At 75.2% G+C, this 22997-nt stretch carries 20 protein-coding genes; 9 read left to right on the forward strand and 11 right to left on the reverse strand.

Annotation, left to right across the window (positions count from 1 at the left end; all coding sequences use genetic code 11):
* Window positions 1-111: 111 nt before the first annotated feature.
* On the reverse strand, window positions 112-1125 hold the full coding sequence (locus Q0817_RS00895) for a TatD family hydrolase (protein ID WP_298582862.1): 1014 nt from the start codon (window positions 1123-1125) through the stop codon (window positions 112-114).
* A 197-nt stretch (window positions 1126-1322) separates the two neighbouring features.
* On the opposite strand from Q0817_RS00895, the gene Q0817_RS00900 reads away from it, so the two are divergent.
* The 3 genes from Q0817_RS00900 to Q0817_RS00910 are packed head-to-tail and all read left to right on the forward strand — an operon-like array spanning window position 1323 to window position 6057.
* The gene (locus Q0817_RS00900; RefSeq protein ID WP_298582865.1) at window positions 1323-2273 is read left to right on the forward strand and encodes a MoxR family ATPase; all 951 of its coding nucleotides are present in this window, start codon (window positions 1323-1325) and stop codon (window positions 2271-2273) included.
* A gap of 53 nt (window positions 2274-2326) precedes the next feature.
* A complete protein-coding gene (locus tag Q0817_RS00905; RefSeq protein ID WP_298582868.1) occupies window positions 2327-3652 on the forward strand; it encodes a DUF58 domain-containing protein in 1326 nt (441 codons plus the stop codon).
* Window positions 3604-6057, forward strand: coding sequence for a transglutaminaseTgpA domain-containing protein (locus tag Q0817_RS00910; RefSeq protein ID WP_298582871.1), 2454 nt, complete (start codon window positions 3604-3606; stop codon window positions 6055-6057). Before Q0817_RS00905 ends, Q0817_RS00910 begins: the two co-directional genes overlap by 49 nt.
* Window positions 6058-6210: 153 nt before the next feature.
* Here the strand turns inward: Q0817_RS00910 and cynS are convergent, their stop codons facing one another.
* From cynS to rsmI, 3 genes are all read right to left on the reverse strand, one after another.
* Window positions 6211-6660 carry a cyanase gene (gene cynS, locus Q0817_RS00915; protein ID WP_298582874.1) on the reverse strand — a complete coding sequence of 150 codons (450 nt, stop codon included), beginning with the start codon at window positions 6658-6660 and terminating at the stop codon, window positions 6211-6213.
* 219 nt (window positions 6661-6879) lie between these two features.
* Window positions 6880-7722, reverse strand: coding sequence for a formate/nitrite transporter family protein (locus Q0817_RS00920; RefSeq protein ID WP_298582877.1), 843 nt, complete (start codon window positions 7720-7722; stop codon window positions 6880-6882).
* 208 nt (window positions 7723-7930) lie between these two features.
* Window positions 7931-8920 (reverse strand): 16S rRNA (cytidine(1402)-2'-O)-methyltransferase, encoded by a 990-nt coding sequence (gene rsmI, locus Q0817_RS00925; RefSeq protein ID WP_298582880.1) that lies wholly within the window; start codon window positions 8918-8920, stop codon window positions 7931-7933.
* Window positions 8921-8998: 78 nt separating this feature from the next.
* On the opposite strand from rsmI, the gene Q0817_RS00930 reads away from it, so the two are divergent.
* Window positions 8999-10642, forward strand: a complete 1644-nt coding sequence (locus Q0817_RS00930) for a dolichyl-phosphate-mannose--protein mannosyltransferase (RefSeq protein ID WP_298582883.1) — start codon at window positions 8999-9001, stop codon at window positions 10640-10642.
* 27 nt (window positions 10643-10669) lie between these two features.
* Here Q0817_RS00930 and Q0817_RS00935 read toward each other — a convergent pair whose 3' ends face one another.
* The 5 genes from Q0817_RS00935 to Q0817_RS00955 all read right to left on the reverse strand — a co-directional run bounded on the left by Q0817_RS00935 (window position 10670) and on the right by Q0817_RS00955 (window position 15044).
* Window positions 10670-11716, reverse strand: a complete 1047-nt coding sequence (locus Q0817_RS00935; protein WP_298582886.1) for a TIGR01906 family membrane protein — start codon at window positions 11714-11716, stop codon at window positions 10670-10672.
* A gap of 200 nt (window positions 11717-11916) precedes the next feature.
* The gene (locus Q0817_RS00940; protein ID WP_298582888.1) at window positions 11917-13236 is read right to left on the reverse strand and encodes an Ig-like domain-containing protein; all 1320 of its coding nucleotides are present in this window, start codon (window positions 13234-13236) and stop codon (window positions 11917-11919) included.
* Window positions 13237-13385: 149 nt separating this feature from the next.
* Window positions 13386-13709, reverse strand: a complete 324-nt coding sequence (locus Q0817_RS00945) for a hypothetical protein (protein WP_298582891.1) — start codon at window positions 13707-13709, stop codon at window positions 13386-13388.
* Between the two features lie 121 nt (window positions 13710-13830).
* On the reverse strand, window positions 13831-14499 hold the full coding sequence (locus Q0817_RS20045; protein ID WP_366139845.1) for a DUF3499 family protein: 669 nt from the start codon (window positions 14497-14499) through the stop codon (window positions 13831-13833).
* 14 nt (window positions 14500-14513) lie between these two features.
* Entirely contained in the window at window positions 14514-15044 is a 531-nt protein-coding gene (locus Q0817_RS00955; protein WP_298582893.1) for a WhiB family transcriptional regulator, read from the reverse strand.
* 312 nt (window positions 15045-15356) lie between these two features.
* Here Q0817_RS00955 and Q0817_RS00960 point away from each other — a divergent pair, with 312 nt between their 5' ends.
* Window positions 15357-16145 (forward strand): TIGR03089 family protein, encoded by a 789-nt coding sequence (locus Q0817_RS00960; protein WP_298582895.1) that lies wholly within the window; start codon window positions 15357-15359, stop codon window positions 16143-16145.
* Window positions 16146-16155: 10 nt separating this feature from the next.
* Here Q0817_RS00960 and Q0817_RS00965 read toward each other — a convergent pair whose 3' ends face one another.
* Window positions 16156-16773 (reverse strand): GtrA family protein, encoded by a 618-nt coding sequence (locus Q0817_RS00965; RefSeq protein WP_298582897.1) that lies wholly within the window; start codon window positions 16771-16773, stop codon window positions 16156-16158.
* A 250-nt stretch (window positions 16774-17023) separates the two neighbouring features.
* Here Q0817_RS00965 and Q0817_RS00970 point away from each other — a divergent pair, with 250 nt between their 5' ends.
* The 4 genes from Q0817_RS00970 (at window position 17024) to Q0817_RS00985 (ending at window position 21563) form a co-directional block, all read left to right on the forward strand.
* Window positions 17024-18199: a 5-(carboxyamino)imidazole ribonucleotide synthase gene (locus Q0817_RS00970; protein ID WP_298582898.1), complete on the forward strand. Its 1176-nt coding sequence runs from the start codon at window positions 17024-17026 to the stop codon at window positions 18197-18199.
* A 135-nt stretch (window positions 18200-18334) separates the two neighbouring features.
* Complete coding sequence (purE, locus tag Q0817_RS00975) at window positions 18335-18820, forward strand: 5-(carboxyamino)imidazole ribonucleotide mutase (protein WP_298583045.1); 486 nt, start codon at window positions 18335-18337, stop codon at window positions 18818-18820.
* A gap of 51 nt (window positions 18821-18871) precedes the next feature.
* On the forward strand, window positions 18872-20488 hold the full coding sequence (locus tag Q0817_RS00980) for an LCP family protein (protein ID WP_298582900.1): 1617 nt from the start codon (window positions 18872-18874) through the stop codon (window positions 20486-20488).
* 55 nt (window positions 20489-20543) lie between these two features.
* A complete protein-coding gene (locus Q0817_RS00985) occupies window positions 20544-21563 on the forward strand; it encodes a peptidoglycan bridge formation glycyltransferase FemA/FemB family protein (protein WP_298582902.1) in 1020 nt (339 codons plus the stop codon).
* A gap of 182 nt (window positions 21564-21745) precedes the next feature.
* On the opposite strand, the gene Q0817_RS00990 is transcribed toward Q0817_RS00985, so the two are convergent.
* A complete protein-coding gene (locus Q0817_RS00990; protein WP_298582904.1) occupies window positions 21746-22921 on the reverse strand; it encodes a hypothetical protein in 1176 nt (391 codons plus the stop codon).
* Window positions 22922-22997 lie beyond the last annotated feature (76 nt).

Genomic DNA, 22997 nt, shown 5'->3' on the forward strand with positions numbered 1-22997 from the left:
CGGCAACCCGGTTGTGGGGACTCGCCGCTTGGGGCGACCACTGTGTGGGGGCTCGCCATGTGGGGGCGCCGCAGGGTGGGGGGTCGGCGGACCTGGGGACGAAGCGGCCGGTCAGAATTGGCCGTAGACCTCTACCGTGTTCTGCCAGATGCGCTCGCACAGCGGCTCCAGCTCCTGCTCCAGGATCCCGGCCATGCCGCGCACCGTGTAGTTGACCACGTAGCTGGCGTTGGGCCGGCCCCGGTAGGGGTGCGGGGTGAGGAACGGCGCGTCGGTCTCGGTGAGCACGAGCTCGGGGCGGGCGGTGCGCAGCGCGGACTTGAGGTCATGGCTGTTCTTGAAGGTGACGGTCCCGGAGAAGGACATGTACCAGCCGTGCTGATTGCAGGTCCGGGCGAGTTCCTCGTCCCCGGAGAAGCAGTGGAAGACGGTGCGCTCGGGGGCGCCCTCCTCCAGCAGAACGGCGACGACGTCGGCGTGGGCGTCCCGGTCGTGGATCTGCAGCGCCTTGCCGGTCTCCTTCGCGAAGCGGATGTGCTCCCGGAAGGACGCCTTCTGGTGCTCCCGCCCCTCCCCCTCGGTGCGGTAGTAGTCGAGACCGGTCTCGCCGAAGACCCGGACCCGCTCGTGCTCCCCCAGCTCCCGGATCGCGGCGAGCGCCTCGTCGAGGGTGCCGGCGGCCGCGAGCTTCGGCGCCTCGTTGGGGTGCAGCGCCACCGCGGCGAGCACCCGCGGGTCGGCCCGGGCGGCGGCCACGGCGAAGCGGGAGGACGGGACGTCGCAGCCGACCTGGACGAGCCCTCCCACCCCGGCCAGGGCGGCGGCGTCCGCGGCGTCCCGGACGGAGACCTGGACCTGGCCGTCCTGCAGGTCCAGGTGGGTGTGGTTGTCGACCACCGGGTGCGGCAGCGGCTCCGGCGCGGGCGGGTAGGCGAGGTTGCGGCGGCGACCGTCGTCGGCCTGGGCGGAGCGGCGCCGGGTGCCCTCCCCCGCGGGGACGTCCTCGGGCACGGCGTAGTGCTCGGGCTCGTAGGCGGCGGGGGCCGCGCCCGGGGCGGGGTGGGGCCGGGCGGCGGGGTCCGGCCACAGGGAGGCGGCGAGGAGGGTGGCGTTGGGGTCGGTCACGGGCGGCACCTCACGGAGAGTACGGGACGGTCGGGAAGAGCAGGAAGGTCAGGGAGGTCGGGAAGAGCAGGCGAACAGGACGGGGAAGGGTTCGGGGCGGGGAACACGCGGGCTCGTTCCGCTCCGACCAATCTACGAGCTGCCCCGGGTGCGGACATACTGGGAGCAGCAGACGCGAGCAGGAAGCCGAGGAGCCCATGGAGTCCTTCCCCCAGTACACGCAGGCGATCCTGGACCGGATCAACACGGTGATCGACGGCAAGCCCGAGGCGGCGCGCACGGCCCTGAGCGTGCTGCTGGCCGGCGGGCACCTGCTGGTCGAGGACGTGCCGGGCGTGGGCAAGACGATGCTGGCGCGCACGCTGGCCACCGCGATCGGCGGGACGGTCTCGCGCGTGCAGTTCACCCCGGACCTGCTGCCCACGGACATCACGGGCGTCTCGGTCTACGACCAGGCCCGGCGCGAGTTCGAGTTCAAGCCCGGGCCGGTGTTCGCCAACGTGGTGATCGGCGACGAGATCAACCGAGCGTCGGCCAAGACCCAGTCGGCTCTGCTCGAGTGCATGGCGGAGGGACAGGTCACGGCGGACGGCACGACCTACCGGCTGTCGACCCCCTTCATGGTGGTGGCCACGCAGAACCCCGTGGAGATGGACGGCACGTTCCCGCTGCCGGAGGCGCAGCGGGACCGGTTCACGGCCCGGATCTCGATGGGCTACCCGGACACCGAGGCGGAGATGACGATGCTCACCGACCACGGCGGCGGCTCCCCGCTGGAGGGCCTGCAGCCGGTGGTCTCCCTCGAGGACGCGGCCCGCCTGGTCCAGCACGTGCGTGGCATCCACGTCTCGGACGCGGTGCGCGCCTACATCGTGGCCCTGGGCCAGGCCACGCGCTCGCACCCGCAGATCCGGCTGGGCGCCAGCCCCCGGGCGCTGCTCCAGCTGCAGGCCGCGGCCCGCGCGGAGGCGGCCCTGAGCGGGCGCGAGTACGTCCTGCCCGACGACGTGCGGGCGGTCGCGGTGCCGGTGCTCGCCCACCGCCTGATCCTGGACCGCCGCGCCGGCACGGACTCCGCGGAGGAGCTGGTGCGGGCGGTCCTGGACGAGGTGCGGGTTCCGGCCGAGCACACCCCCCGGACCCGATGAGGCGCCGGCCGGACCCGGGGCCGACGGCGGAGGGCGAGCGGGCGGAGCAGCCCGTGGACTCCCGCGCCCGGTTCACGGGGCGCGGCTGGGCCTTCCTGGGGGCGGGCGCCCTGTGCCTGCTGCTGGCCACCTGGCTGGGCCGCAAGGACGTGCTGGCGCTGGCCCTGTTCCTCGGCGGGGCCCCGCTGTTCGCGGCCCTGTCCCTGTACGTGGTGAAGCCGAGGGTGCTGCTCAAGCGCGGCGTGGACCCGGCGCTCGTGACGGCCGGGGACTCCGCCGTGGTCCGGCTGCGCGTGCGGCACCGGACCCGGCGCCGCGGGACGGTCACCGGGGCGGTCGCCGTGCACGAGACCGTGCCGGAGCCGCTGGGCGGGGACCGCGAGCTGAGCGTCGAGGCCGGCGGGGAGCCCGCCGCCTACACCGTCCGCCCCCGCCGCCGCGGCGTGTACGCCCTGGGCCCGGCCACCGTGCGGGTCGCGGACCCGTTCGGGCTCGCCGCCGAGCTGCTCGACGCCTCCGAGCGCACGTCCCTGCACGTGGCGCCGGACCCCGTGGAGCTGCCGGAGATCAGCGCCGACCGGCTGCGGGAGTCCGGCACCGACCCGTCCCGGACGGCGCAGCCGCAGCCGGGCCCCGACAACGTGACCACCCGGGAGTACCGGCACGGGGACCCCATGCGGCGGGTCCACTGGGCCGCCTCCGCGAAGCACGGCCGGCTGATGGTCCGCCAGGAGGACCCCCGCAGCACCCGCCGCCTCACCCTGGTCCTGGACCGCGACGAGACCTCGTGGCCCGGGGAGCGGCTGTGGGCCGGTGTGCTCCCCAGCACCGCCGAGTTCGAGTGGGCCGTGTCCTTCACCGCGGCCGTGATCGAGCACCTCACCCAGCGCGAGACCGCCGTGCACGCCCTCGACACCTTCGGCCGCCCCCTGCCCCGCGGCGGGGAGGACGACGACGCTCCCGCCCGCACCCGCGCCACGGCCGTCACCGACGACGGCGCCGAGGACGCCCGGCACGGGCTGGCCCGGGTGCGCCCCGAGCCCGCGCCCCGGGCGGGAGCGACCGGCGGGACGGACGGCGGTGTGCCGGCGGAGGACGCGCTGGCCGACCGGTTCGACCGCGACGGCCTGGTCCACCCCGTGCTGCTGGTCTCGGGGGACCTCGACGCGGCGGCCGCCGAGCGGGTCCTGCGCGGCACGCAGCGGGCGGCCGCCGGCAGCGCGGTGCTGGTGACCTCCTCCCCCGACCGGGTCCCTGACGGGGCGGGCGTGCTCGAGGCGGCGGGCTGGTCCGTCGTCGTCGTGCCCGCCTCCGCCGCGCCCGAGGACGCGTGGGCGCAGCTGGGGACCGCGGCCCGCACGGCCGGGGCCGGGCGATGAGCGCCGCCGTCCGCGCCCCGTCGGCCCCGGGATCCGCGGAGACCGCCGGGCCGCCAGAGGTCCCCGCGAGGGACCGCCGCCCGGTGCGCGCCGTCCTGGGCCTGGCCGGCACGGTCCTCGTGGCGGTCTGGCTGTCCCTGGTGGCCCTGGCCGGTGTCCTCGACGGCGCGGGCTGGGTGCCCGGGACGGTGCTCGCCGCGCTCGTCGTGGTCGCCGCGACCACGACGTCCCGGGCGCTCCGGCTGCCGGGCGTGCTGGCGCCCCTGTTCGGCGCCGGCGCCCTGGTGCTCGTGCTCACGGTGCTGTTCCTGCGCGAGCCCGCGCTGCTCGGCCTCGTCCCCACCCCCGGGAGCCTGGCCCTCGCCGCGGAGCTGTGGCGGGAGGCCGCCGGGGTCGCCGCGGAGCGGCCCGCCCCGTACCCGGAGGCCGTGGCGCTCGCGTTCGTCGCGGCCCTCGCAACGGGCCTCGTGGCCCTGTTCGTGGACACCGTGCTCGTGGCGCTGCGGCTGCCGGGAGTCAGCGCGCTCGGCGTGCTGGCGCTGCTGGCGGTGCCCGCCCTGGTGCTCCCGGAGAGCGTGGGTGCCGCCGGGACGGCCGCCGCCGTGCTCGCCGCCCTGGTCCTGCTCGGCGGCGGACGGCGCTTCGGCGCGGTGCGGGAGCCCCGCACCGCCGCGGCGCCGGGCAGCTGGCCGCGGGCCCTCGTGGTGGGCGCCGGCGTGCTCGCCGTGACCCTGCTGGTCCCGGGCCTGGTGCCCGGCTTCGTCAACGGGGCGTTCCCGCAGGGCAGCGGCCTGGCCGGCGAGCGCGCCTCCGGGGTGGGCCCCCTGCGGGCCGTGGGCCAGGACCTGCGCGCCGCGGAGCAGCTGCCGCGCCTCGAGTACACGACGAGCACGGGCGAGCCCGAGCTGCTGCGGGTGCTGACCCTGGCCGACTTCTCCGGCGCGGAGTGGTTCCCGGACGCCACCGGGCTGGACCCCGGGCTCGACGACCTCGGGCCCACCGCGCTCCAGCCGGTGGGCGAGGGCCCCGAGCGCACCACCGCCGTGGAGCTGCGGGACTGGTCGGAGCGCTGGCTGCCGCTGCCGTGGGCGCCCGTGGACGTGGCGGAGCTCGAGGACGGCGACTGGGCCTGGAGCCCCCGGGACCTCACCGTGCACGGGGAGCAGGTCCCGCCGGAGGGCGCCGCCTACGAGGTCCGCTCGATCGCGCCCGAGCCCACGTCCGCACGGCTGCGCGAGGCCCCCGCCGCGCCGGAGACCCCGGAGCTCGCCCCCTACCTCGAACTGCCCGCCGAGACCCCGGCCGCCCTCCGGGACGCCGCCCGGGAGCGGGCCGGCGACGCTCCCACGGCCTTCGACCAGGCCCTGGCCCTGCAGGAGTGGCTGCGCTCCGAGGAGTTCCGCTACGACGTGGACGCCCCGCTCGAGCAGGGCTACGACGCCGGCGGCATGGGCTCGCTCGAGGAGTTCCTGGCCGTGCGCACGGGCTACGCCGGGCACTTCGCCCCGGCGATGGCCGTCATGGCCCGGGAGCTGGGCATTCCCGCCCGCGTGGCGGTCGGCTACCTCCCGGCCGCCGGGCCGGACCCGGCATCAGGGGCAGCGCCGGACGCCGACGAGCCCTTCGGGGGCGCGGCGGACCCGGGCGCCTTCGCGGTCCTGCCCCGCGACGCGCACGCGTGGCCGGAGCTGTGGTTCGAGGGCTCCGGGTGGGTGCGCTTCGAGCCGACCCCCGGCACGGGCGACCTCCCCGGCTACGCCGCCGAGGGGTCCCAGGACGGGGAGGGACAGTCCCAGGAGGGCGAGGGCACCGCGGAGCCCACCGGCGCACCGACCGACGCCCCCACCCCGGCGAGCACGGCGGACAGCTCCGAGACGGACGCACCCTCGGCCGAGCCGACGGCCGTGCCGACCCCGGAGGCCTCCGCCGCGCCGGCGCCCGAGGAGGACGCGGAGCCGGCGGTGTGGCCGGCCTGGCTCGCCGGCGGGCTGACCGCCGCGCTGCTGGCCGTGCTGGCCGCGCTCCCCCGGCTCCTCCGGTCCAGGCGGCGCCGGCGCCGCCTGCGGGTCCTGGGCGACGAGGGGGTCCCGGCGGCGCAGCGGGCCCTGGCGGGGTGGGCGGAGGTCGAGGACCTCGCGGTCGACCACGGGGTGGGCCGCGCCGCCGCCGAGACGCCCCGGGCGTTCGTCGACCGGCTCGGCGCGGCGGTCCCGGCGGCCGCCGCGCCTCTGGGCCGCCTCGGCCGGGACGTCGAGCGGGCCCTCTACGCGCCGGGCACCGCGGCGTGGTCGCCCGAGGCCAGCCCGGAGGACGTCACGGCGCTGCAGGCGGGTCTGGCCGAGCGCGGCGGACCCGGTGCGAGGCGCGCCCGATGGCTGCCCCGCTCCAGGAGGACCCGTCGCTGACCTCGGCCCGACGCGGCGCAGACCTGGCACGACTCGGCGCTGACCCGGCACGACCGAGTCCCCCGTGTACTCGCACTTCCCCTGGATCGATCGGGGGGGGGAACTGCACGCACACGGGGGACTCGGCGCTGTGAGGGACCGGAGGACGTGGAGTCACCACTGGTAGTCGAGGAACTTCCCGTCGAAAGTCACCACCACGCGGTCGCCGTCCGGGTCGGGGCGGCGGGAGACGTCGACCCGGAAGTTGATCGCGCTCATGATCCCGTCGCCGAACTCCTCGTGGATGAGCTCCTTGAGGGCCGGCCCGTAGACGGAGAGCGCCTCGACGAAGCGGTAGACCGTGGGGTCCGTCATCAGCGCCGGGTCGCTGCCGCGGGACGGCTGCTGTTGCAGGCTCTCGGCGACCGTCCCGTCCAGCCCCAGGAGGTCGCAGACCTGCCGGGCCTGCTCCGGGGTCATGGGGTGCTGCCCCAGCAGGGCGGCGGTCGTCCAGACGTGCGGGGCGCCGATCTCGTCGGCGATCTCGCGCCAGGACAGGCCGCGGCGCACCCGCGCCGCGACCACGAGCTCGGCGGCGCTGGACTTGGACAGGATCGGGTTCATACGGGACTCCTCGGGACGACGGCGAACAGGGCGGAAGATCGGCGAACAAGCCGGAAGAACGGCGAACAGGCCGGGACGACAGCGAGCAGATCCGAAGCACGCCGACCGGGTCGGAAGCACGGCGACCAGAGCGGGACGACGGCGAGCCGGCCGGGAAACGCGTCGCCGGCCACCCGCAAGCGTGACGAGCGGCGGGGCCCGGGCGCCGGGATCCCCTGCTCACGCGACGGGGACGCGGTCCTCCTGCGGGACCGGGCGGGCCCGGGAGGCCCCGGTGCGGGCGTGGGTGGCGTAGAGGGTGAGCCCCACGAAGGTCAGTCCGCCCACGAGGTTGCCGAGCACGGTGGGGATCTCGTTCCACACCAGGTAGTCCATGACAGAGAAGTCGCCGCCGAGCAGCAGTCCGGAGGGGAACAGGAACATGTTGACGATCGAGTGCTCGAAGCCCATGTAGAAGAAGAGCATGATGGGCATCCACATCGCGATCACCTTGCCGGAGACGCTCGTGGACATCATCGCGGCGACCACCCCGGTGGAGACCATCCAGTTGCACAGCACGGCGCGGACGAACAGCGTGAGCATCCCGGCGGCGCCGAATTCGGCGTAGCCGACGGTCCGGCCCTCGCCGATCGAGCCGATGGCCTGGCCGACCTCGTCGGGCGGGGTGGAGAAGCCGTAGGTGAAGATGATCGCCATCAGGACGGCCACGGTGAACGCTCCGGCGAAGTTCCCGGTGAACACGAGGCCCCAGTTGCGCAGCATCGAGCGGACGGTGACGCCCGGCCGCTTGTCGATGAGCGCGAGCGGCACCAGGGTGAACACGCCGGTCAGGAGGTCGAAGCCCAGCAGGTACAGCAGGCAGAACCCGACCGGGAAGAGCACGGCCCCGAGCAGCGGCTGGCCCGTCCGCACGGTGACGGTGACGGCGAACGCCGCGGCGAGCGCGAGGATGGCGCCGGCCATGAACGCCCTGATGAGGGTGTCGCGGGTGGACATGAAGACCTTCGCCTCTCCGGCGTCGATCATCTTCGTGACGAAGTCTGCGGGCAGCACGTAGGACATGGCATGGCTCCGTTGCTTGACGGACGGGAGGACGCCGGGGCCCGCGCCGCACGTGCCCGGATCCCGGCACGTCCGAGTCTGGCCGGGCGATGTTTCCGCACCGTGTCGCCGTCCGCGCCCCCTGGTCAACTCGGCCTCACCGGGGCGGGGCCCGCGTGTGAGGTCCGCCGGCGTCGCTGTGACCGGGCCGGACCGGAGGGGCCCGCCGCTACCCCTTGCGGGCTGCCAGCACCGTCTCGTAGAGCTCCCGCTTGCCCACGCCCGTGCGCGCGGCCACGCGGCCGGCGGCGTCCTTGAGCCGGGTCCCGGCGGCCACGAGCGCCTCGACCTCGGCCACGAGGTCCTCGGGCCGGGCGGCCTCGGGGGCGGGGGCGCCGGCGACGACGACGGCGATCTCCCCGCGCACCTGCCCCTGCCCGCACCACTCGACGAGCTCGGCGAGCGAGCCCCGCACGACCTCCTCGTGCAGCTTGGTGAGCTCCCGGGCCACGACCGCCCGGCGGCCGGCCCCGAACGCGTCCCGCAGCGCGGTGAGCATGACCTCGAGCCGGTGCGGGGCCTCGTAGAAGACCATGGTGCGCCGCTCGCCGTCGAGCTCGGCCAGCCGGGTGGCGCGCTCCGAGGACTTCCGCGGCAGGAAGCCCTCGAACGTGAACCGGTCCGTGGGCAGCCCGGACACGGCCAGGGCCATGAGCACCGCCGAGGGGCCGGGGATCGCAGTGACGGTCAGGCCCTCGGCGGCCGCGGCCTCCGCGAGCCGGTAGCCGGGGTCGGAGACGGTGGGCATCCCGGCGTCGGAGAGGACCAGCACGGTGCCGCCGGCGCGGACGGCGTCGAGCAGCTCCGCGACCCGACCGGCCTCGTTGTGCTCGTGGTGGGTGAGCACCCGCCCGCGCGTGGTGACCCCGAGCCCGGCGGTGAGCCGGCGCAGCCGCCGGGTGTCCTCGACGGCGAGCACGTCCGCCGTCTCGAGGGCCGTCCGCAGCCGGGGCGGCGCGTCGCCGAGGTTGCCGATCGGGGTGCCCGCCAGGACCACCTGCCCGGGGCCCGCGGCGTCCCCTGCGGAATCACTGCCGGAGTCACCGCCGGAGTCACCGTCGGAGTCACCACTGGAGCCGCCCTCGAAGTCCGTGTCGGAGTCGGCGGGAGCGTCCATGTGAGCGTCGGCGGGGGCGTCGTCGTGGGGTTCCGTGTGCACGGGTCCACTCTACGGCGCACCCCGCGGGGCTCCCCCAGGGGTCGGCGGGCGGTGGGACGCGTCCCCTACGATGACACCGTGAGTTCCTCGGTGCGCGCCCCAGTCCTGGCCCGGGAGCCCCGGCGGGCGGCACCGGTGGGCACCCTGCGGTCCTCCCTGGCCCCGGACGCCCTGCGGGAGCGCCTGCTGCCGACCCCCGCGGCGGTGGCCCGTCTCGCGTGGCTGGCCCCGCTCCTGGTGGTCCTGCTCGGCGGGCTGCTGCGCTTCCACCGGCTCTCCCACCCGGACGCGATCGTCTTCGACGAGACCTACTACGTGAAGGACTCCTACTCCCTGCTGCTGCACGGCTATGAGCGGCAGTGGCCGGAGGGGGCCGACGAGCTGTTCGTGGCGGGCACCCCGCCCGAGGCCCTGAGCACCCCTTCCTACGTGGTGCACCCGCCGGTCGGGAAGTGGCTCATCGCGTTCGGCATGTGGCTGTTCGGCGCCGAGGACCCCCTGGGATGGCGCTTCTCCGCGGCCCTGATCGGCACGCTCTCCATCGCGCTGGTGTGCGCCGCCGGATGGCTGCTCTTCCGCTCGGTCACGGTGGCCACGCTGGCAGGGCTGTTCACCGCAGTGGACGGGCTGCACCTGGTGCAGTCCCGGCTCGCGATGCTGGACGTGTTCCTCATGTTCTTCGTCCTGCTCGCGTTCGTCCTGCTCCTGCTGGACCGGGAGCACGGGCGCCGCCGCCTGGTCGCCCGGCTGGGCGTGCCCCCGGGCCGCGGCGTCCCGGAGGCGGAGCTGCGGCGCCGCCTGGTGTGGGGGCCGTGGCTCGGCGTGCGCTGGTGGCGGATCGCGGCGGGCGTGGCCTGCGGGCTCGCGGTCGGGGTGAAGTGGAGCGCCCTGTTCCTGGTGGCCGGGCTGGGGCTGCTCACGGTGCTGTGGGACCTCAACGCCCGCCGGGTGGCGGGGGTGCGGCGCTGGCTGCCGGCCGGGGTGCTCAAGGACGGCGTGCCCGCGTTCTTCGCGGTCGTCGGGACGGGCCTGGTGGTCTACGTGGCCACGTGGGCGGGCTGGTTCGCCTCGTCGGACGCCTACGACCGCACCTGGGCGCAGCAGCACCCGGGCGAGGGCCCCCAGTGGCTCCCCGCACCCCTGCGCTCGCTGTGGGCCTACCACTCCTCCGCCTACGGCTTCCACAGCGGCCTGGGCACCGACCACTCCTACGAGGCGCTGCCCTGGCTGTGGCTGACCCTGGGCCGGCCCACCTCCTACTTCTACGAGGACCCGGAGCAGGGCACGGCCGGGTGCGCGGTCGAGCACTGCTCGCAGGCGATCCTCAACATCGGCAATCCGCTCCTGTGGTGGACGGCGATCGCCGCCGTGCTCGTGGCGGCGTGGCTGTGGCTGGTGCGGCGGGACTGGCGCTTCGGGGCGCTGACCGGCGTGTTCGCGGCCGGGTACCTGCCCTGGTTCCTGTACCCCGAGCGCACCATGTACTACTTCTACGCGCTGCCCGTGCAGCCGGCCCTGATGCTCATGCTCGCGGGCATGCTCGGCCTGGTCCTGGGCCGGCCCGGGGACACGGTGCGGCGCCGGCGCGCGGGTCTCGCGGTGGTGGGCGTGTTCACGGCCGCGGCGCTGCTGCTGAGCGCGCACTTCGCGCCGATCTGGTACGCGGAGACCGTCGAGTACGCCCAGTGGCGGGAGCGGATGTGGTTCGCCACCTGGATCTGATCCACCGCGCCCGGCTCGGCGGCCCGCTCAGCGCCCGGCCAGCCGCCGCTTGAGCTCCTGCCGCCGGCGCACCCGGTCGAGGGCCCGGTGCCGGCGGAAGGCGGTGGGCCAGGTGGCGATCATGACCGCGAGCGCCCCCAGGAGGGCGAGCCCGGCCACCGCGATCGCCGCGTCCACCCAGAACTGGGTGGGGTACAGGCGGATGAGGGTGTCCGAGGCCCGGAACGTCCAGGACCCGTCCGCGAAGAACAGGGAGTGGAACAGCGCGAAGAACTGCTGCCAGCCGAGCACCGCGGCGACCGCCAGGGCGACCAGCAGCGCCACGGTCAGCCACGAGCCGAAGAACAGGGCCCCCGACGCGGCCCCCGGCGCCTTCGCCCGCAGGTACAGGCACGAGACGATGCCGAGCAGCGCCAGGACCGCGACCACGGCCAGGGCGCTCTGCAGCACGATCTTCACATCGGTCATGTGCGCGACCTCGGAGCCCAGGAACAGCTGGGCGCCGTCCGTGTCCTGCAGCCCGCCGAGGAAACCCGACGGAGCCCAGTTCATGACGTAGTCCAGTCCGTAGGACCCGAAGACCATCCGCTCCTCGGTGGAGAAGCCGTAGGAGTCCGCCGGGAAGCCCGGGCGGTGGTACTCCGCCCACAGGAACAGGGGCGTGGCCACGGCGCGCACCCCCGCGGCCAGCAGCGCGAGCGGGAGCACGAGCACCAGGAAGACCTGCTGCAGCCGCGGCAGCCGCGGCTCGTCCGCCAGGGCGTCCCGGCGCAGCGCGGCCCGGCGGCGGGCCTCCTCGTCCGGGTCGTCGTCCCCCGCGGCCTCGGCGGCACCGATGGCGCGGGACCCCCCGCCGGTGCGGCCGGGCGTCCGGCGCCGTCCGGCGCCGCGGCCCTCGCCGTGCTCGCTGCGGCCGGCGTCGTCGTGCTCGTCGGACGGGTCGTCGTCGTGCGCGGTGTCCGCGGGGACGACGGCGGGGAGCAGGCCCGTCCACACGGGTTCCTCACGCCGGTCTTCGTCCGCGGGCGGCTCGGCCTGCTGCCAGGGGGCCTTGTCGTTGCTGGGGGTGGCCACGGGCGGGTCCTTCGGTCGGTGGGGTTCGGGGGTCCGGGCGGGCGGGTCCGCTCCGGCCGGTCCCGATCCTACCCACCGCCGACGCGGCTCCTCCCCCACCGGCCTCCCCACGTGCCCTCCCCACCGGCTCCTCCGCCAGGAGCTCTACGCCGGGAGCTCAGCAGGAGCCCGGCGGGAGCCAGCGGCTCAGCCGCCGAGACTCACCAGTCGCCCTGCCACTCCTCGTCCGCGTAGTGCTCGAGCGGGATGTTCCAGTCGCCGTAGCCGTCGTCGGGGTCGGCCTGCGGGTAGCCGGTGCCCACGACCTCCACGACGTCCCCGGGGCGGAACACGTCGTGGATGAACTTCGCGCCCTCGGGGGGCATGCCCACGCACCCGTGGGAGACGTTGGCGATCCCCAGGACGGGCATCGCCGACGGCAGCGCCTGGTGCACGAATTCGCCGCTGGCCGTCAGCCGGGACACGTTGGAGGCCCAGAAGGTCTCGTACCAGTGCGGGTCCCCCGGCTTCAGGTCCAGGGAGGCGGCCTTGAACAGGTACTGCGGCGCCTGCTCCATGATGACCTTCTGCCCGGTGGTCGAGGGCCAGTCCGCATTGCCCAGGGTCACGGGGAACGTGCCCGCGACCTCGCCGTCCACCCAGGCGGTCAGCGTCTTGGTCTTGTTGTCCACCCGGGCGTAGTGCTCGGCGCCGGTCGAGAAGCTGCGGCGCAGGTCGTGGTTGCCCACCATTCCGTGGCCCACGTCGAGTCCGAGCAGGTCGAGGGAGACCGTGATCCGCGAGTGCGGCGCCCACTTCTCGGCCGACCGGTAGCGGACCGTCGTGTCCGAGTACCAGCGGAAGGCGCCCGCCCGGTCACCGCCGCCGTGCACGGTGACGGCCTCCTCGACCTGCTCCTTATGCACGACGGGCTCGGAGAAGCTGAACTCCAGGACCTGCCCGGTGCCGTAGACCCCGCCGTCGACCACGTTGAGGCGGGCGTCGACCTCGTGGGCGGCCAGAACGGTCGTGAACGTGCTGGTGCCCGTCGTCGTGGCTCCCGTGCCGGACGCGGCGCTCCAGTGCAGCTCGTAGCGCGTGTCGAAGCCCAGGACCTCGGTGCTGGTCCAGGTGCGTCCGTCGGCGGAGAGCTCCCCCGGGACGGGTGCGCCGCCCGGTACGGGGACGAGCACGACGTCGGTCAGCTCGCCCCGGTCGGCGCGCACCACGACCGGGTCCACGGGGTTGTGCTCGACGGCGGTGTCCGCGGGGGCGACGCTGACCTCGGCCGGGGCGGCCGGATCCGGCGGCCTCGTGGACGCCGGGCTCGTGGACGCCGGGCTCGTGGACGCCGGGGACGAGGGCGCGGCCGAGGCCGGGGTGGCCGGCTCCTCCGCGGGGGCCCCGGAGGCCTGCGCGCAGCCGGTGGCGAGCAGGACCGTCACGGCACCCAGCGCGAGCAGGCGCCGGGGAGCCGGCGTCGTGCGCGGAGCGGGGAGCACGGGATCCGGGCAGGGGGACAGGGGCACGGGGGAAGGCATGGGGGAAGGCACCTCGGGCGTCGGGGGGGGTGGGGGAACGCTGGGGAACTGCTTCCACGATAGGTCCGCCGGCCGCCCCCGTCCCCACCCGGAGCCCTGGGGTCACGAATGTTAACTCCTTCGTGACCCAGGGCGTCGCACCCGGAGCCTCAGCGGCCGGGGGTCAGGCAGGCGATGCCGCCGGTGATCGGGTAGACCGGGTGCACACCGTCCCGGAACGGGCGGTCGCTCATCAGCCGGTCGGCGTCCACGGGGATCAGCGTCCCGCCCGTCAGGGGGCAGCGCAGGATCGCGACGAGGCCGGGGGCCAGACCGACCGCCACCGGGGGCACCGGTTCGGGGGCGGGCGCCGGCAGCGCCCAGGGGGCCGGGCGATGGCCGGCCGGGGCGTCGTGGTGCCGGGCGGACCGGCTCCCGCGGCGGGACTCGGGGTGGAGATCGTGCGTCGGCTGCGTCGTTGCAGGGACAGTCATGGGGGGGGGGACTCCTGGTGCTCCGGGGGGAAGAGCGTCCCGCACCGGACAGGTGCGGTCTGCGGCTCATCCTAGGGGCAGAGCAACGGCGTGGTCCGGAACCGGGCCGGGGACGCGCGCTTCAGGCCTCGGGCCGGGCGGTGCCCCCGCGCGCGGCGGGGCGGCGCAGGTGCGCCCGCTGCAGGGCACCGGGCACCGGGACGTCGCGCCACGCCGGCTCGGGGCCCGGCTCCGGGGCGTGCCTGGCGGCGGCCGGAGCGGCGGCCCGGGGGCTCTCCGGGGTCGCCGTCGGACCGCTCTGCGTCTCTCCCGTCCCGGGGGTCGCCGGGCTCGCCGCCGGGTCCCTGTCCGGGTCTGCTCCCCGGAGGTCCGTCCGGGGGCTCGTGCCGGGGTTCTCGGGGCTCGGTGCGGCGTGCGGTGCGGAGCTCCGCGGGGCGGGCGGTCGCGAGGAGGACGAGCGCGGCAGGGACACGTCGCGCAGCACCGTCCGCGGCCGGTCGCGGACGGGCGCCGGCGGCTCGACCTCCCGGACGGCCTCGGCCACGGCGCCGATGTCCTCGCGCCGGGCGCGGTCCTCCGGCAGCTCGAGGCGGACGACGCGCCAGCCACGGGGCACCGTGAGCCGGTCCGCGTGCACGGCGCACAGGTCGTAGGCGTGGGGCTCGGCGTGCCCGGCGAGCGGACCGACCACGGCGGTCGAGTCCGAGTACACGTAGGTGAGCGTCATGACCGCGTCCCGCGTGCAGATCTGGCGGGAGCAGAGGCGGGTGGCGCTGCCGGAGGAGCTCATTCCCCGAAACTACCTCAGCGGGCGAGACGGCGCAGGCGGCGGCGCTCACGCTCGGAGAGCCCGCCCCAGATGCCGAACTTCTCGTCCTTGCTCATCGCGTAGTCGAGGCACTCGGCCTGCACGGGGCAGGCCTCGCAGACGCGCTTGGCGTCACGGGTGGACCCGCCCTTCTCGGGGAAGAAGGCCTCCGGGTCGGTCTGGGCGCACAGCGCGTCGGTCTGCCACGCGAGCTCCCCCTCGTCCTCGTCCACCGCGTACAGCCCGGCCACGGCGCTCCAGTCGGAGCCCTCGTCGGAGGCGGGCGCCTCGAGCAGGTCGAGGGCGGGCGCCGCTCCCCCGCCGGAGAGGTTCTGGACGGTCTCGTGGGCCCTGAGGTAGGCGGTGGCCTGGTCCTCGAGGCTGCCACCCACCCGGCGGACGTGCCGCTCGGCGGCCCGGGGGTCGGCGGGGTCCACGAACCAGTCCTCGGGCACCGAGCGCATGCTCCGGCGAGGAGCACCGAGGGGGGTGGTGTCCACGACCTGCTGTCGTGCGGCCTCTCCCATGACTTTCCTTCCATCCGACACGATTGCCCGGGCCTGGCATACTGCGGGGGGCGCCGGCCCGTTGCATCCCGGAGAACGTATCCTTGCTGATCGTCTGCCGGACTTCCCAATTACACGTGTGTAACTACTACTGCGTCAACCCTCTCCGGGAGGGCGTCCCTGCCACCCTAGCCGGGACGAATGCCGTTGGGAGTAGACGTTTTTCCACGTCACGTCGCGATTTTCCGATGTCCCCCCCCGAGCGTGAAGAATACGGTCCCACGCATATGCCCCGCCGCCGCGACCGGGGGCGGGCGCCCACGAGGAGGAACCATGGACACCCCGATTCCCCGATCTGTCCCCCTTTTGATGGACAAGCTCCGGAGCAGCAGCCGTCCCGCGCTGATCTGGTACGGAGGAGACGGCGAGCGCGTGGAGCTCTCCGGGCGGGTCCTGGACAACTGGGTGGCCAAGACCGCGAACCTGTGGGTGGACGAGCTGGACCTCGAGGCGGGCGACGTCGTGGCCCTCGGCGAGGAGGCGCACTGGCGCAGTCTCGCGGCCGCCCTGGGCACGTGGACCATGGGGGCGGCCGTGCGAGCAGTCGATCCGCTCGAGGGCGCCGCCGAGGCGGGAGACCGGGCCGTGGTGGGGCTCGTCGACGCGCAGGGGGGAACACCGCCGCTGCTGGACCGGGTGCCGCCCGGTGCGCGGGCAGTGCTCCTGGACCGGCCGGCGCTCTCGCTCGGCTACCGCGGCGACCTGCCCGCCGGGGACGTCCTGGACTACTGCGCCGAGGTCCGCTCCCACGCGGACGTCTACGACGGCTTCGAGGAGCCGGCGCCGGAGGGCGACGCGCTCCGGGCCGCGGGCACCGACGGGTTCCTGGCGCACGGCCGGCTGCTGCCGGCCGCGAGCGGGATCGCGTCCGGGCGGGAGGACGCGTGGGGCACGGCCGCGGCGGTGCACGTGCCGGGGCGGCGGATGGACGCCGAGTTCCTGCTGCGGGCGCTGGCCGTGCTGGCCGTGGGCCGGGCCGTGGTCGTCACGGACCGCCCGGCGGACGCGGCCGACGAGGCCTGGCGGTCCGTGCTGGCGTCCGAGAACGCCGTGGGCTTCTGAGCGGGGCGGCTCAGCGGCCCTCGGCCGGTCCCGCGCCCTCGTGGGCGTCCGGGCCGGGGGGCACCGGGCTCTCCGCCCGGGGGCTCCCGTGCTCCCGGTGGGGGTGCTCGGCGTCCTCCGGGGACGGGCGGCCGGTGATCAGGGCGATCTCGAGGGCCGCGGTGTCCGCGAAGTTCGGGTCCTCGTCGAGCTCCTCGGTGAACACCCAGAAGCGGTAGGCGAAGTACCGGAAGACCGTGCCGAGGACGGTCCCGATGATCGTGCCGGACACGAAGGACGCGTAGGCGCTGGTGAGACCCAGCACGTAGTAGCTGAAGCCGAGGCAGCCGAGCTCGATGGCCATGCCGATGCCGTTGGCCACGAGGAACTGGATCAGCTCGCGGCGCTTGTCCGACTGGCGCTTGTGCCGGAACGTCCACAGCCGGTTGGCGACCCAGGCGAAGACGATGGCCACGGCCGTCGCCACGAACTTGGCCTTGAGGTGGCCGTCCTCGAAGACCGTGTGCATCAGGACCCAGGTGAGCGACGCGTTGATGACGAACGCGAGCGCGCCGACGACACCGAACTTCATGAGTTCCTTGACGAACAGGTGCCACAGGGCATCGAAACGGTCGACGAGACGGTTCACGCGGCTTCAGGTCTCCCAGGTGGTGAGGCGGTGCGCGCCGGCCGGCGCAGCGGTCGGCGGGCACGGCGGAGCACCCGTGGCGGACCTCGGCACATCTTACCCCGGCCCTTCCCCGCGGCACCGGAGAGTTACAGCACAGTCCCCCGGCCGTTCCCTGACAGCTGCCGGGAACATCCGGGGCGGACCGCCCGGGGTGCCCGGGAACGGTGACGGGCAGGGAGGGTCCGGCGGACCGGGATACCCTGGTCGGGTGAATTCTTCTGTGACCGTTCCTGTCGTCGGCGTCGTCGGAGGCGGGCAGCTCGCCCGCATGATGGCGCCCTCCGCCACCGCCCTGGGGATCGAGCTGCGCGTTCTCGCCGAGGGCCCCGACGTCTCGGCGGTCGCCGCCGTGCCCACCGCGCCCGTGGGCGACTACACCGACCTCGAGGTGCTGCGCCGGTTCGCCCAGGGCGTCGACGTCCTCACGTTCGACCACGAGCACGTGCCCACCGAGCACCTGCGGACCCTGCTCGCCGAGGGCGTCGACGTCCGCCCGGGCCCGGACGCGCTGGTGCACGCCCAGGACAAGCTGTGGATGCGCGCGGCCGTGGAGCGCCTCGGGCTGCCGAACCCGCGGTGGGCGGCGGTGGCCGACGTCGAGGAGCTGATCGCCTTCGGCGAGCGCACCGGCTGGCCGGTGGTGCTCAAGACGCCGCGCGGCGGCTACGACGGCAAGGGCGTCATGGTGCTCGGCACCGCCGAGGACGCCCGCGGCGCCGAACCGGCGCAGTGGTTCGCCCGCACGGACGGCCCCCTGCTGGCCGAGGAGAAGGTCGGGTTCTCCCGCGAGCTCTCCGCGCTCGTGGCCCGCACCCCCTCCGGCGAGGTGCGGGCGTGGCCGGTGGTGGAGTCGATCCAGGTGGACGGCGTCTGCGACGAGGTGCTCGCGCCCGCCCCGCAGCTGCGGCCCGAGGTCTCGGCCGCGGCCGCCGACGCCGCCCGGACGCTGGCCACGGAGCTGGACGTGACCGGGGTGATGGCCGTGGAGCTCTTCGAGACCCCCGGCCGCGGCGCGGGGTTCCTGGTCAACGAGCTCGCCATGCGCCCGCACAACTCCGGGCACTGGACCATGGACGGATCCGTGACCAGCCAGTTCGAGCAGCACCTGCGCGCCGTGCTGGACCTCCCGCTCGGGGACACCGGGCTGATCGGCGGCTCCGCGGTGATGAAGAACTACCTGGGCGGGGCGAACCAGGACCTCTTCGGCGCCTACCGGGCCGCGATGGGCGCCGAGCCCCGGGCCAAGATCCACAACTACGGCAAGGCGGTGCGTCCCGGGCGCAAGATCGGCCACGTCAACGTCACCGGCGCCGCGGACGAGATCCCGGAGCTGCGCCGGCGGGCCTCCCGCGCCGCGGCCGTGCTGCGCGACGGTCAGGCCTGACAGCGTGCCTCCCACGGCCCGTCCAGCCGGGACGGATAGCGTAGCCCCAGACCGGACCGCGATGGCGGCCCCGACCCGCCGAGCAGCCCAGGAGCACCAGTGAACGAGAAGCAGCAGCCCGTCGTGGGCGTCGTGATGGGCTCGGACTCCGACTGGCCCGTGATGGAGGCCGCCGCCACCGCGCTCGAGGAGTTCGGGATCCCGTACGAGGCCGACGTCGTCTCCGCCCACCGGATGCCCACCGAGATGATCGAGTACGGTCAGCGCGCCCACGACCGGGGGCTGCGGGTGATCATCGCCGGCGCCGGCGGCGCCGCCCACCTGCCGGGGATGCTCGCCTCGGTGACGCCCCTGCCCGTGATCGGCGTCCCCGTCCCGCTGAAGACCCTCGACGGCATGGACTCGCTGCTGTCGATCGTGCAGATGCCCGCCGGCGTCCCGGTGGCCACCGTCTCCATCGGCGGGGCCCGCAACGCCGGGCTGCTGGCCGCCCGGATCCTCGCCGCCGGCGCGGACCCGCAGGCCGAGGCGCTGCGCGGGCGACTCCTGCGCTTCGCCGCCGAGCTCCGGCAGACCGCCCAGGACAAGGGCGCCGCCCTGCGCACCCGCCTCGACGGCTGATCCCGGCCGCCCCGATCTTCCCCCGCCCGCCCTTCCCCGCCGGAGCTGCCCGTGAACGGCCACACCCCCCGCGCTGAGCACGACCCCCGCCCGCCCCACGACCCGTCCGCCGCGGACTCCCGCCCCCGGGACCTCCCGCCCGACGCCGTGACGGCCGTGCGGGGCGCCGACGACGGCGCGACGAGCCCGCCCCGGCTCACGGACCCGCTGCGCCACCCCCAGCACGCCGGGGACGGCACCCGGGCCCGGCGCGCCTGGACGCTGCTGCTGTCCACGCTCGTGGTCCCCGGCAGCGCGCAGCTCGTCGCGGGCCGGCGGGCCACGGGGCGCGCCGCCCTCAAGGTCGACGTGGTCGTCTGGGCCGCGGCCGCCCTGGCGCTCGTCTCCCTGCTCCTGTGGCGGACCCCCCTGGTGTGGTTCCTGACGAACTCGTTCACGTCCCTGCTCGTGATCGCCGAGCTGCTGGCCCTGGCGCTCGGGTGGGCGTTCCTCTTCTTCGACACGCTCCGGCTCGTCCGCCCCGGCCTGCTCGTGCGGCGGACCCGCCGGGCGGTGGCCGCGGCCACCGTGGCGCTCATGCTCCTCACCTCGGGCGGGCTGGCCTACTCCGCCTACCTGCTGTCCGTGACGCGCGGGGCGGTCTCCGACGTCTTCGGGGGCGGGCTGCCCTTCCGTCCCTCGGAGGGGCGGTACAACATCCTGCTCATGGGCACCGACTCCGGGGAGGACCGCTCGGGCCGCCGCCCCGACTCGATGACGGTGCTCAGCGTGGACGCCGACTCCGGACGGACCGTGACCATCTCCCTGCCCCGCAACCTGCAGAACGCGCCCTTCCCTTCGGACTCGCCGCTGGCGGACGTCTATCCCGAGGGCTTCAACTGCGGCGACGAGTGCATCCTCAACGCCCTCTACACCGACGTCACGAACAACCACCCCGACCTCTACCCCGACGCCGACGACCCCGGCGCCGAGGCCATGAAGGACGCCGCGGAGGGCATCCTCGGCATCGAGGTCCAGGCCTACGCGATCGTCGAGATGAACGGCTTCGAGCAGCTCGTGGACGCCCTCGGCGGGATCACCATCGACGTCGGCGGGCGCGTGCCCATCGGCGGCGGCACCGACCTGCTCACCGGTCTGCCGAACGAGATCTTCGGGTACATCGAGCCGGGCGTCCAGCACCTGGACGGCTACCACGCCCTCTGGTACGCCCGCTCCCGCGAGGGGGCCACGGACTACGACCGCCAGGCGCGCCAGCGCTGCGTGCAGGCCGCGATGCTCAAGCAGCTCAACCCCGTGAACGTGCTGACCCGGTTCGAGGACCTCGCGGACTCGGGGACGCAGGTCGTCGAGACCGACATCCCGCAGAGCCAGATCGGCTCGTTCGTGGACGTGGCGCTGAAGGCCAAGGAGCACGAGCTGGTGCAGTTCGCCGCCGGCCCGCCCTACTACGACCCGTCCTTCCCCACCTACCCGGACTACGACCGGCTGCACGAGGACGTCGACCGGGTGCTCGAGGAGGCCACGGACGGCGGCGCACGGGACGCGGAGGCCCTGCCGGCCGGCACGGCGGTGGGTTCCGGGATCGCGATGACCGTCCCGGTGCGCACGGCGAAGCCCCTCGTGGGCGCGCAGGAACTCACGCCCAACGGCACCTGCTCGGTGCCCTGACCGGCCCGGCTCGCGGGGCGCCGGCAGCCTGCGGACGCCCCGGTACAGTGGGGGCGTGGCGAACATACTGCAGTCGAACGCATGGGCCGGATTCCAGCGGAACCTGGGGCACGAGGTGTTCCAGGCCTCCGGGGACGGATGGCGCTACCTCGCGATCCTCGAGGGGGGCCGGACCGGCCGCTACCTCTACTGCCCGTACGGCCCCGAGGCGCGGACCCCGCAGGCCTTCGAGGCCGCGCTCGAGGACCTCGCCCGCACGGCCCGGTCCGAGCGGTGCTGGTTCGTGCGGGTGGAGCCCGTCGACGCCGCGGTGACGGACGGGCTCGAGACGCCCGAGGCCTCCCTGCGCCGGCGCGGGCTGCGGCCGGCGCCCCGGCAGGTCCAGCCCGGGCACACCCAGGTCATCGACCTGACCCAGGACGAGGACGCGATCCTCCAGGACATGAAGTCCACCAACCGCAACCTGCACCGCAACATCGCCAAGAAGGGCGTGACCTTCACGACCTCGACCGACCCGGAGGACGTCGACGTGCTGCTGGGCTTCCTCGAGGCCACGGCCGAGCGCAAGGACTTCGCCCGCCAGCAGGACGCCTATCTGCGCGAGGCCGCCCGCAGCCTCATGCCCGTGGGCGCGGCAGCCCTCTACGTGGCGCGGCTGGACGGGGAGCCCATCGGCGCCTCCCTCGTGTACGACTCCGACGACACCCGCACCTACGCCCACGCCGCGATGGACTTCGAGCACCGCAAGCTCTCGGCGGGGATCCCGCTGGTCGTGCGGATGATCCTCGACGCCAAGCAGAAGGGCCTGAGCCGCTTCGACCTCTTCGGCACCGCGCCCGAGGACGCCGGCCCGGACCACCCGTGGCACGGCTTCACGAAGTTCAAGAGGTCCTTCGGCGGCCGCCCGGAGTCCTACCCCGGGACGTGGGACCTGCCGCTGCGCCGCGGGCGCTACACCGCGTACACCGGTGTGCGCGCCGCCCGGGAGGCCGCGCTCTCGGCCCGCAAGAGCCTTCCGGGGCTGCCGGACCGGCTCCGGAAGGCCGCCGCCGGGGTGCGCCGCCGGGAGGGCTGAGCGCCCCCTCCACCGGACGGCCGGGCGCCGCACGGGTCGGTTCCGGACACGCCAGCGCCGCACGGGTGGGCGCCTGACGCACCAGAGCCGCACGGGTCGGCGCTGCACGGATCGGAGTCCGACACACCGGTGCGGCACAGGTCGGAGCCGCACGGCTCGGCCCCGGAGAAACCTCCCCGGCGTCAGCGCCCGGCCGCGTCCCGGAGGGCGGACATCCCCTCGGTGACCACCCGGCGGGTGAGGTCCCGGGCCCGCCGGGCGCGGCCCCGGGGCGGGCGGCCCGCGCCGTCCTCGGCCTCGGGCACGTCGTCCGGCTCCCCGCGGTCGGGCGACGACGCCGGGGCGGGCTCGCCCAGGCCCAGCTCCGCGGCGACCGCCGTGCCCGTGGCCTCGGCCGCGGCGTCGGCGACGTCGTCCGTGAACTCCCCGGCCGGGCCCCGCCCCAGAGGCTTCTCCCACGGGCCCAGCACCGGGCGCTCCGCCTCGGCCAGCTCGCGGATCACCAGCGGCACCTCCGTCTCGTCCGGGTCGCCGCCGTCGAGCCGCTGGACGCGCCGCTTCTGCAGCTCCACGATCCCGGTCAGCAGCAGGGCGTCGTCCACGCCCAGGTCCCGGCCCCGGCGGGTGAAGCCGAGCCGGTAGATCATCGCCAGGCCGCGGGTGTGCACGAACCACAGGTAGCCCAGGGCCGTCTCGCGGCCGTCCTCGGCGGCCTCGGTGGCCACGAGCAGCAGCGAGTCCTCCCCGAGGTCCTCCAGCAGCTGGGTGATGAGCCGGGTGCGCAGCCCGATGTTCGCGAGGACGCGGCTGCCCGCCGTGACCTCGCGCACCGTCACGCCCGGGGTGCGCAGGGCCGCGCGGCACCGGTCCAGGGTGGACTCCGAGAGCCGCCGCGCGAGGTCACGCTCGGTCTCCCCCAGCAGCACCTCCAGCCGTCGCGGCTCCGCCGGCCCGGCCCCCGCGGCGGGGCGCGCGAACCCGGCGGCCCCGAGCGCCTCCTCGGCGCCGGGGACGCGGAGGGTGTCGGCCTGGAAGCGCAGCAGCACCGCGGAGTGCTCCTCCCGCGCCCAGTCGCCGAGCGCGGCGGCGACCACGGGCAGGTCCTCGGGCCGGTGGACGTGGCAGTGCACCGTCCCGGCGACCACCCGTTCGGCCTCGGAGCGCAGGTAGAGCTGGGCGTAGCCCACGGTCCGCTGTTCGGCGTCGTGGACCATGACCCGGTCGACCCGCAGACCGGGGCCCTCGGCGGAGGCCTGCGCCTCCCCGATGCCCCACAGCTGCTGCGGGTGCCCCCCGGTCACCCGGACGGTGGCGTCCCAGGTCTTGCGGTTGGGGCAGGGGCTGACCGTGGTGCTCACGTGGGGATCCTCCTCGTCACCCGGGCGCTCCGCCCCGGCTGGGGGACCGCGGTCGGCGCCCGCAGTTCGGCCTCCA

Source organism: uncultured Kocuria sp. (assembly GCF_947500125.1).
Lineage (GTDB): Bacteria > Actinomycetota > Actinomycetes > Actinomycetales > Micrococcaceae > Kocuria.

What these genes read in the sequence shown, in the direction of transcription:
- Q0817_RS00900 (WP_298582865.1), top strand. Translation starts at nt 1,323, where the DNA reads ATGGAGTCCTTCCCCCAGTACACGCAGGCGATCCTGGACCGGATCAAC.
- cynS (WP_298582874.1), bottom strand. Translation starts at nt 6,660, where the DNA reads ATGAACCCGATCCTGTCCAAGTCCAGCGCCGCCGAGCTCGTGGTCGCG.
- Q0817_RS00920 (WP_298582877.1), bottom strand. Translation starts at nt 7,722, where the DNA reads ATGTCCTACGTGCTGCCCGCAGACTTCGTCACGAAGATGATCGACGCC.
- Q0817_RS00940 (WP_298582888.1), bottom strand. Translation starts at nt 13,236, where the DNA reads ATGCCTTCCCCCGTGCCCCTGTCCCCCTGCCCGGATCCCGTGCTCCCC.
- Q0817_RS00945 (WP_298582891.1), bottom strand. Translation starts at nt 13,709, where the DNA reads ATGACTGTCCCTGCAACGACGCAGCCGACGCACGATCTCCACCCCGAG.
- Q0817_RS20045 (WP_366139845.1), bottom strand. Translation starts at nt 14,499, where the DNA reads ATGAGCTCCTCCGGCAGCGCCACCCGCCTCTGCTCCCGCCAGATCTGC.
- Q0817_RS00955 (WP_298582893.1), bottom strand. Translation starts at nt 15,044, where the DNA reads ATGGGAGAGGCCGCACGACAGCAGGTCGTGGACACCACCCCCCTCGGT.
- Q0817_RS00960 (WP_298582895.1), top strand. Translation starts at nt 15,357, where the DNA reads ATGGACACCCCGATTCCCCGATCTGTCCCCCTTTTGATGGACAAGCTC.
- purE (WP_298583045.1), top strand. Translation starts at nt 18,335, where the DNA reads ATGGGCTCGGACTCCGACTGGCCCGTGATGGAGGCCGCCGCCACCGCG.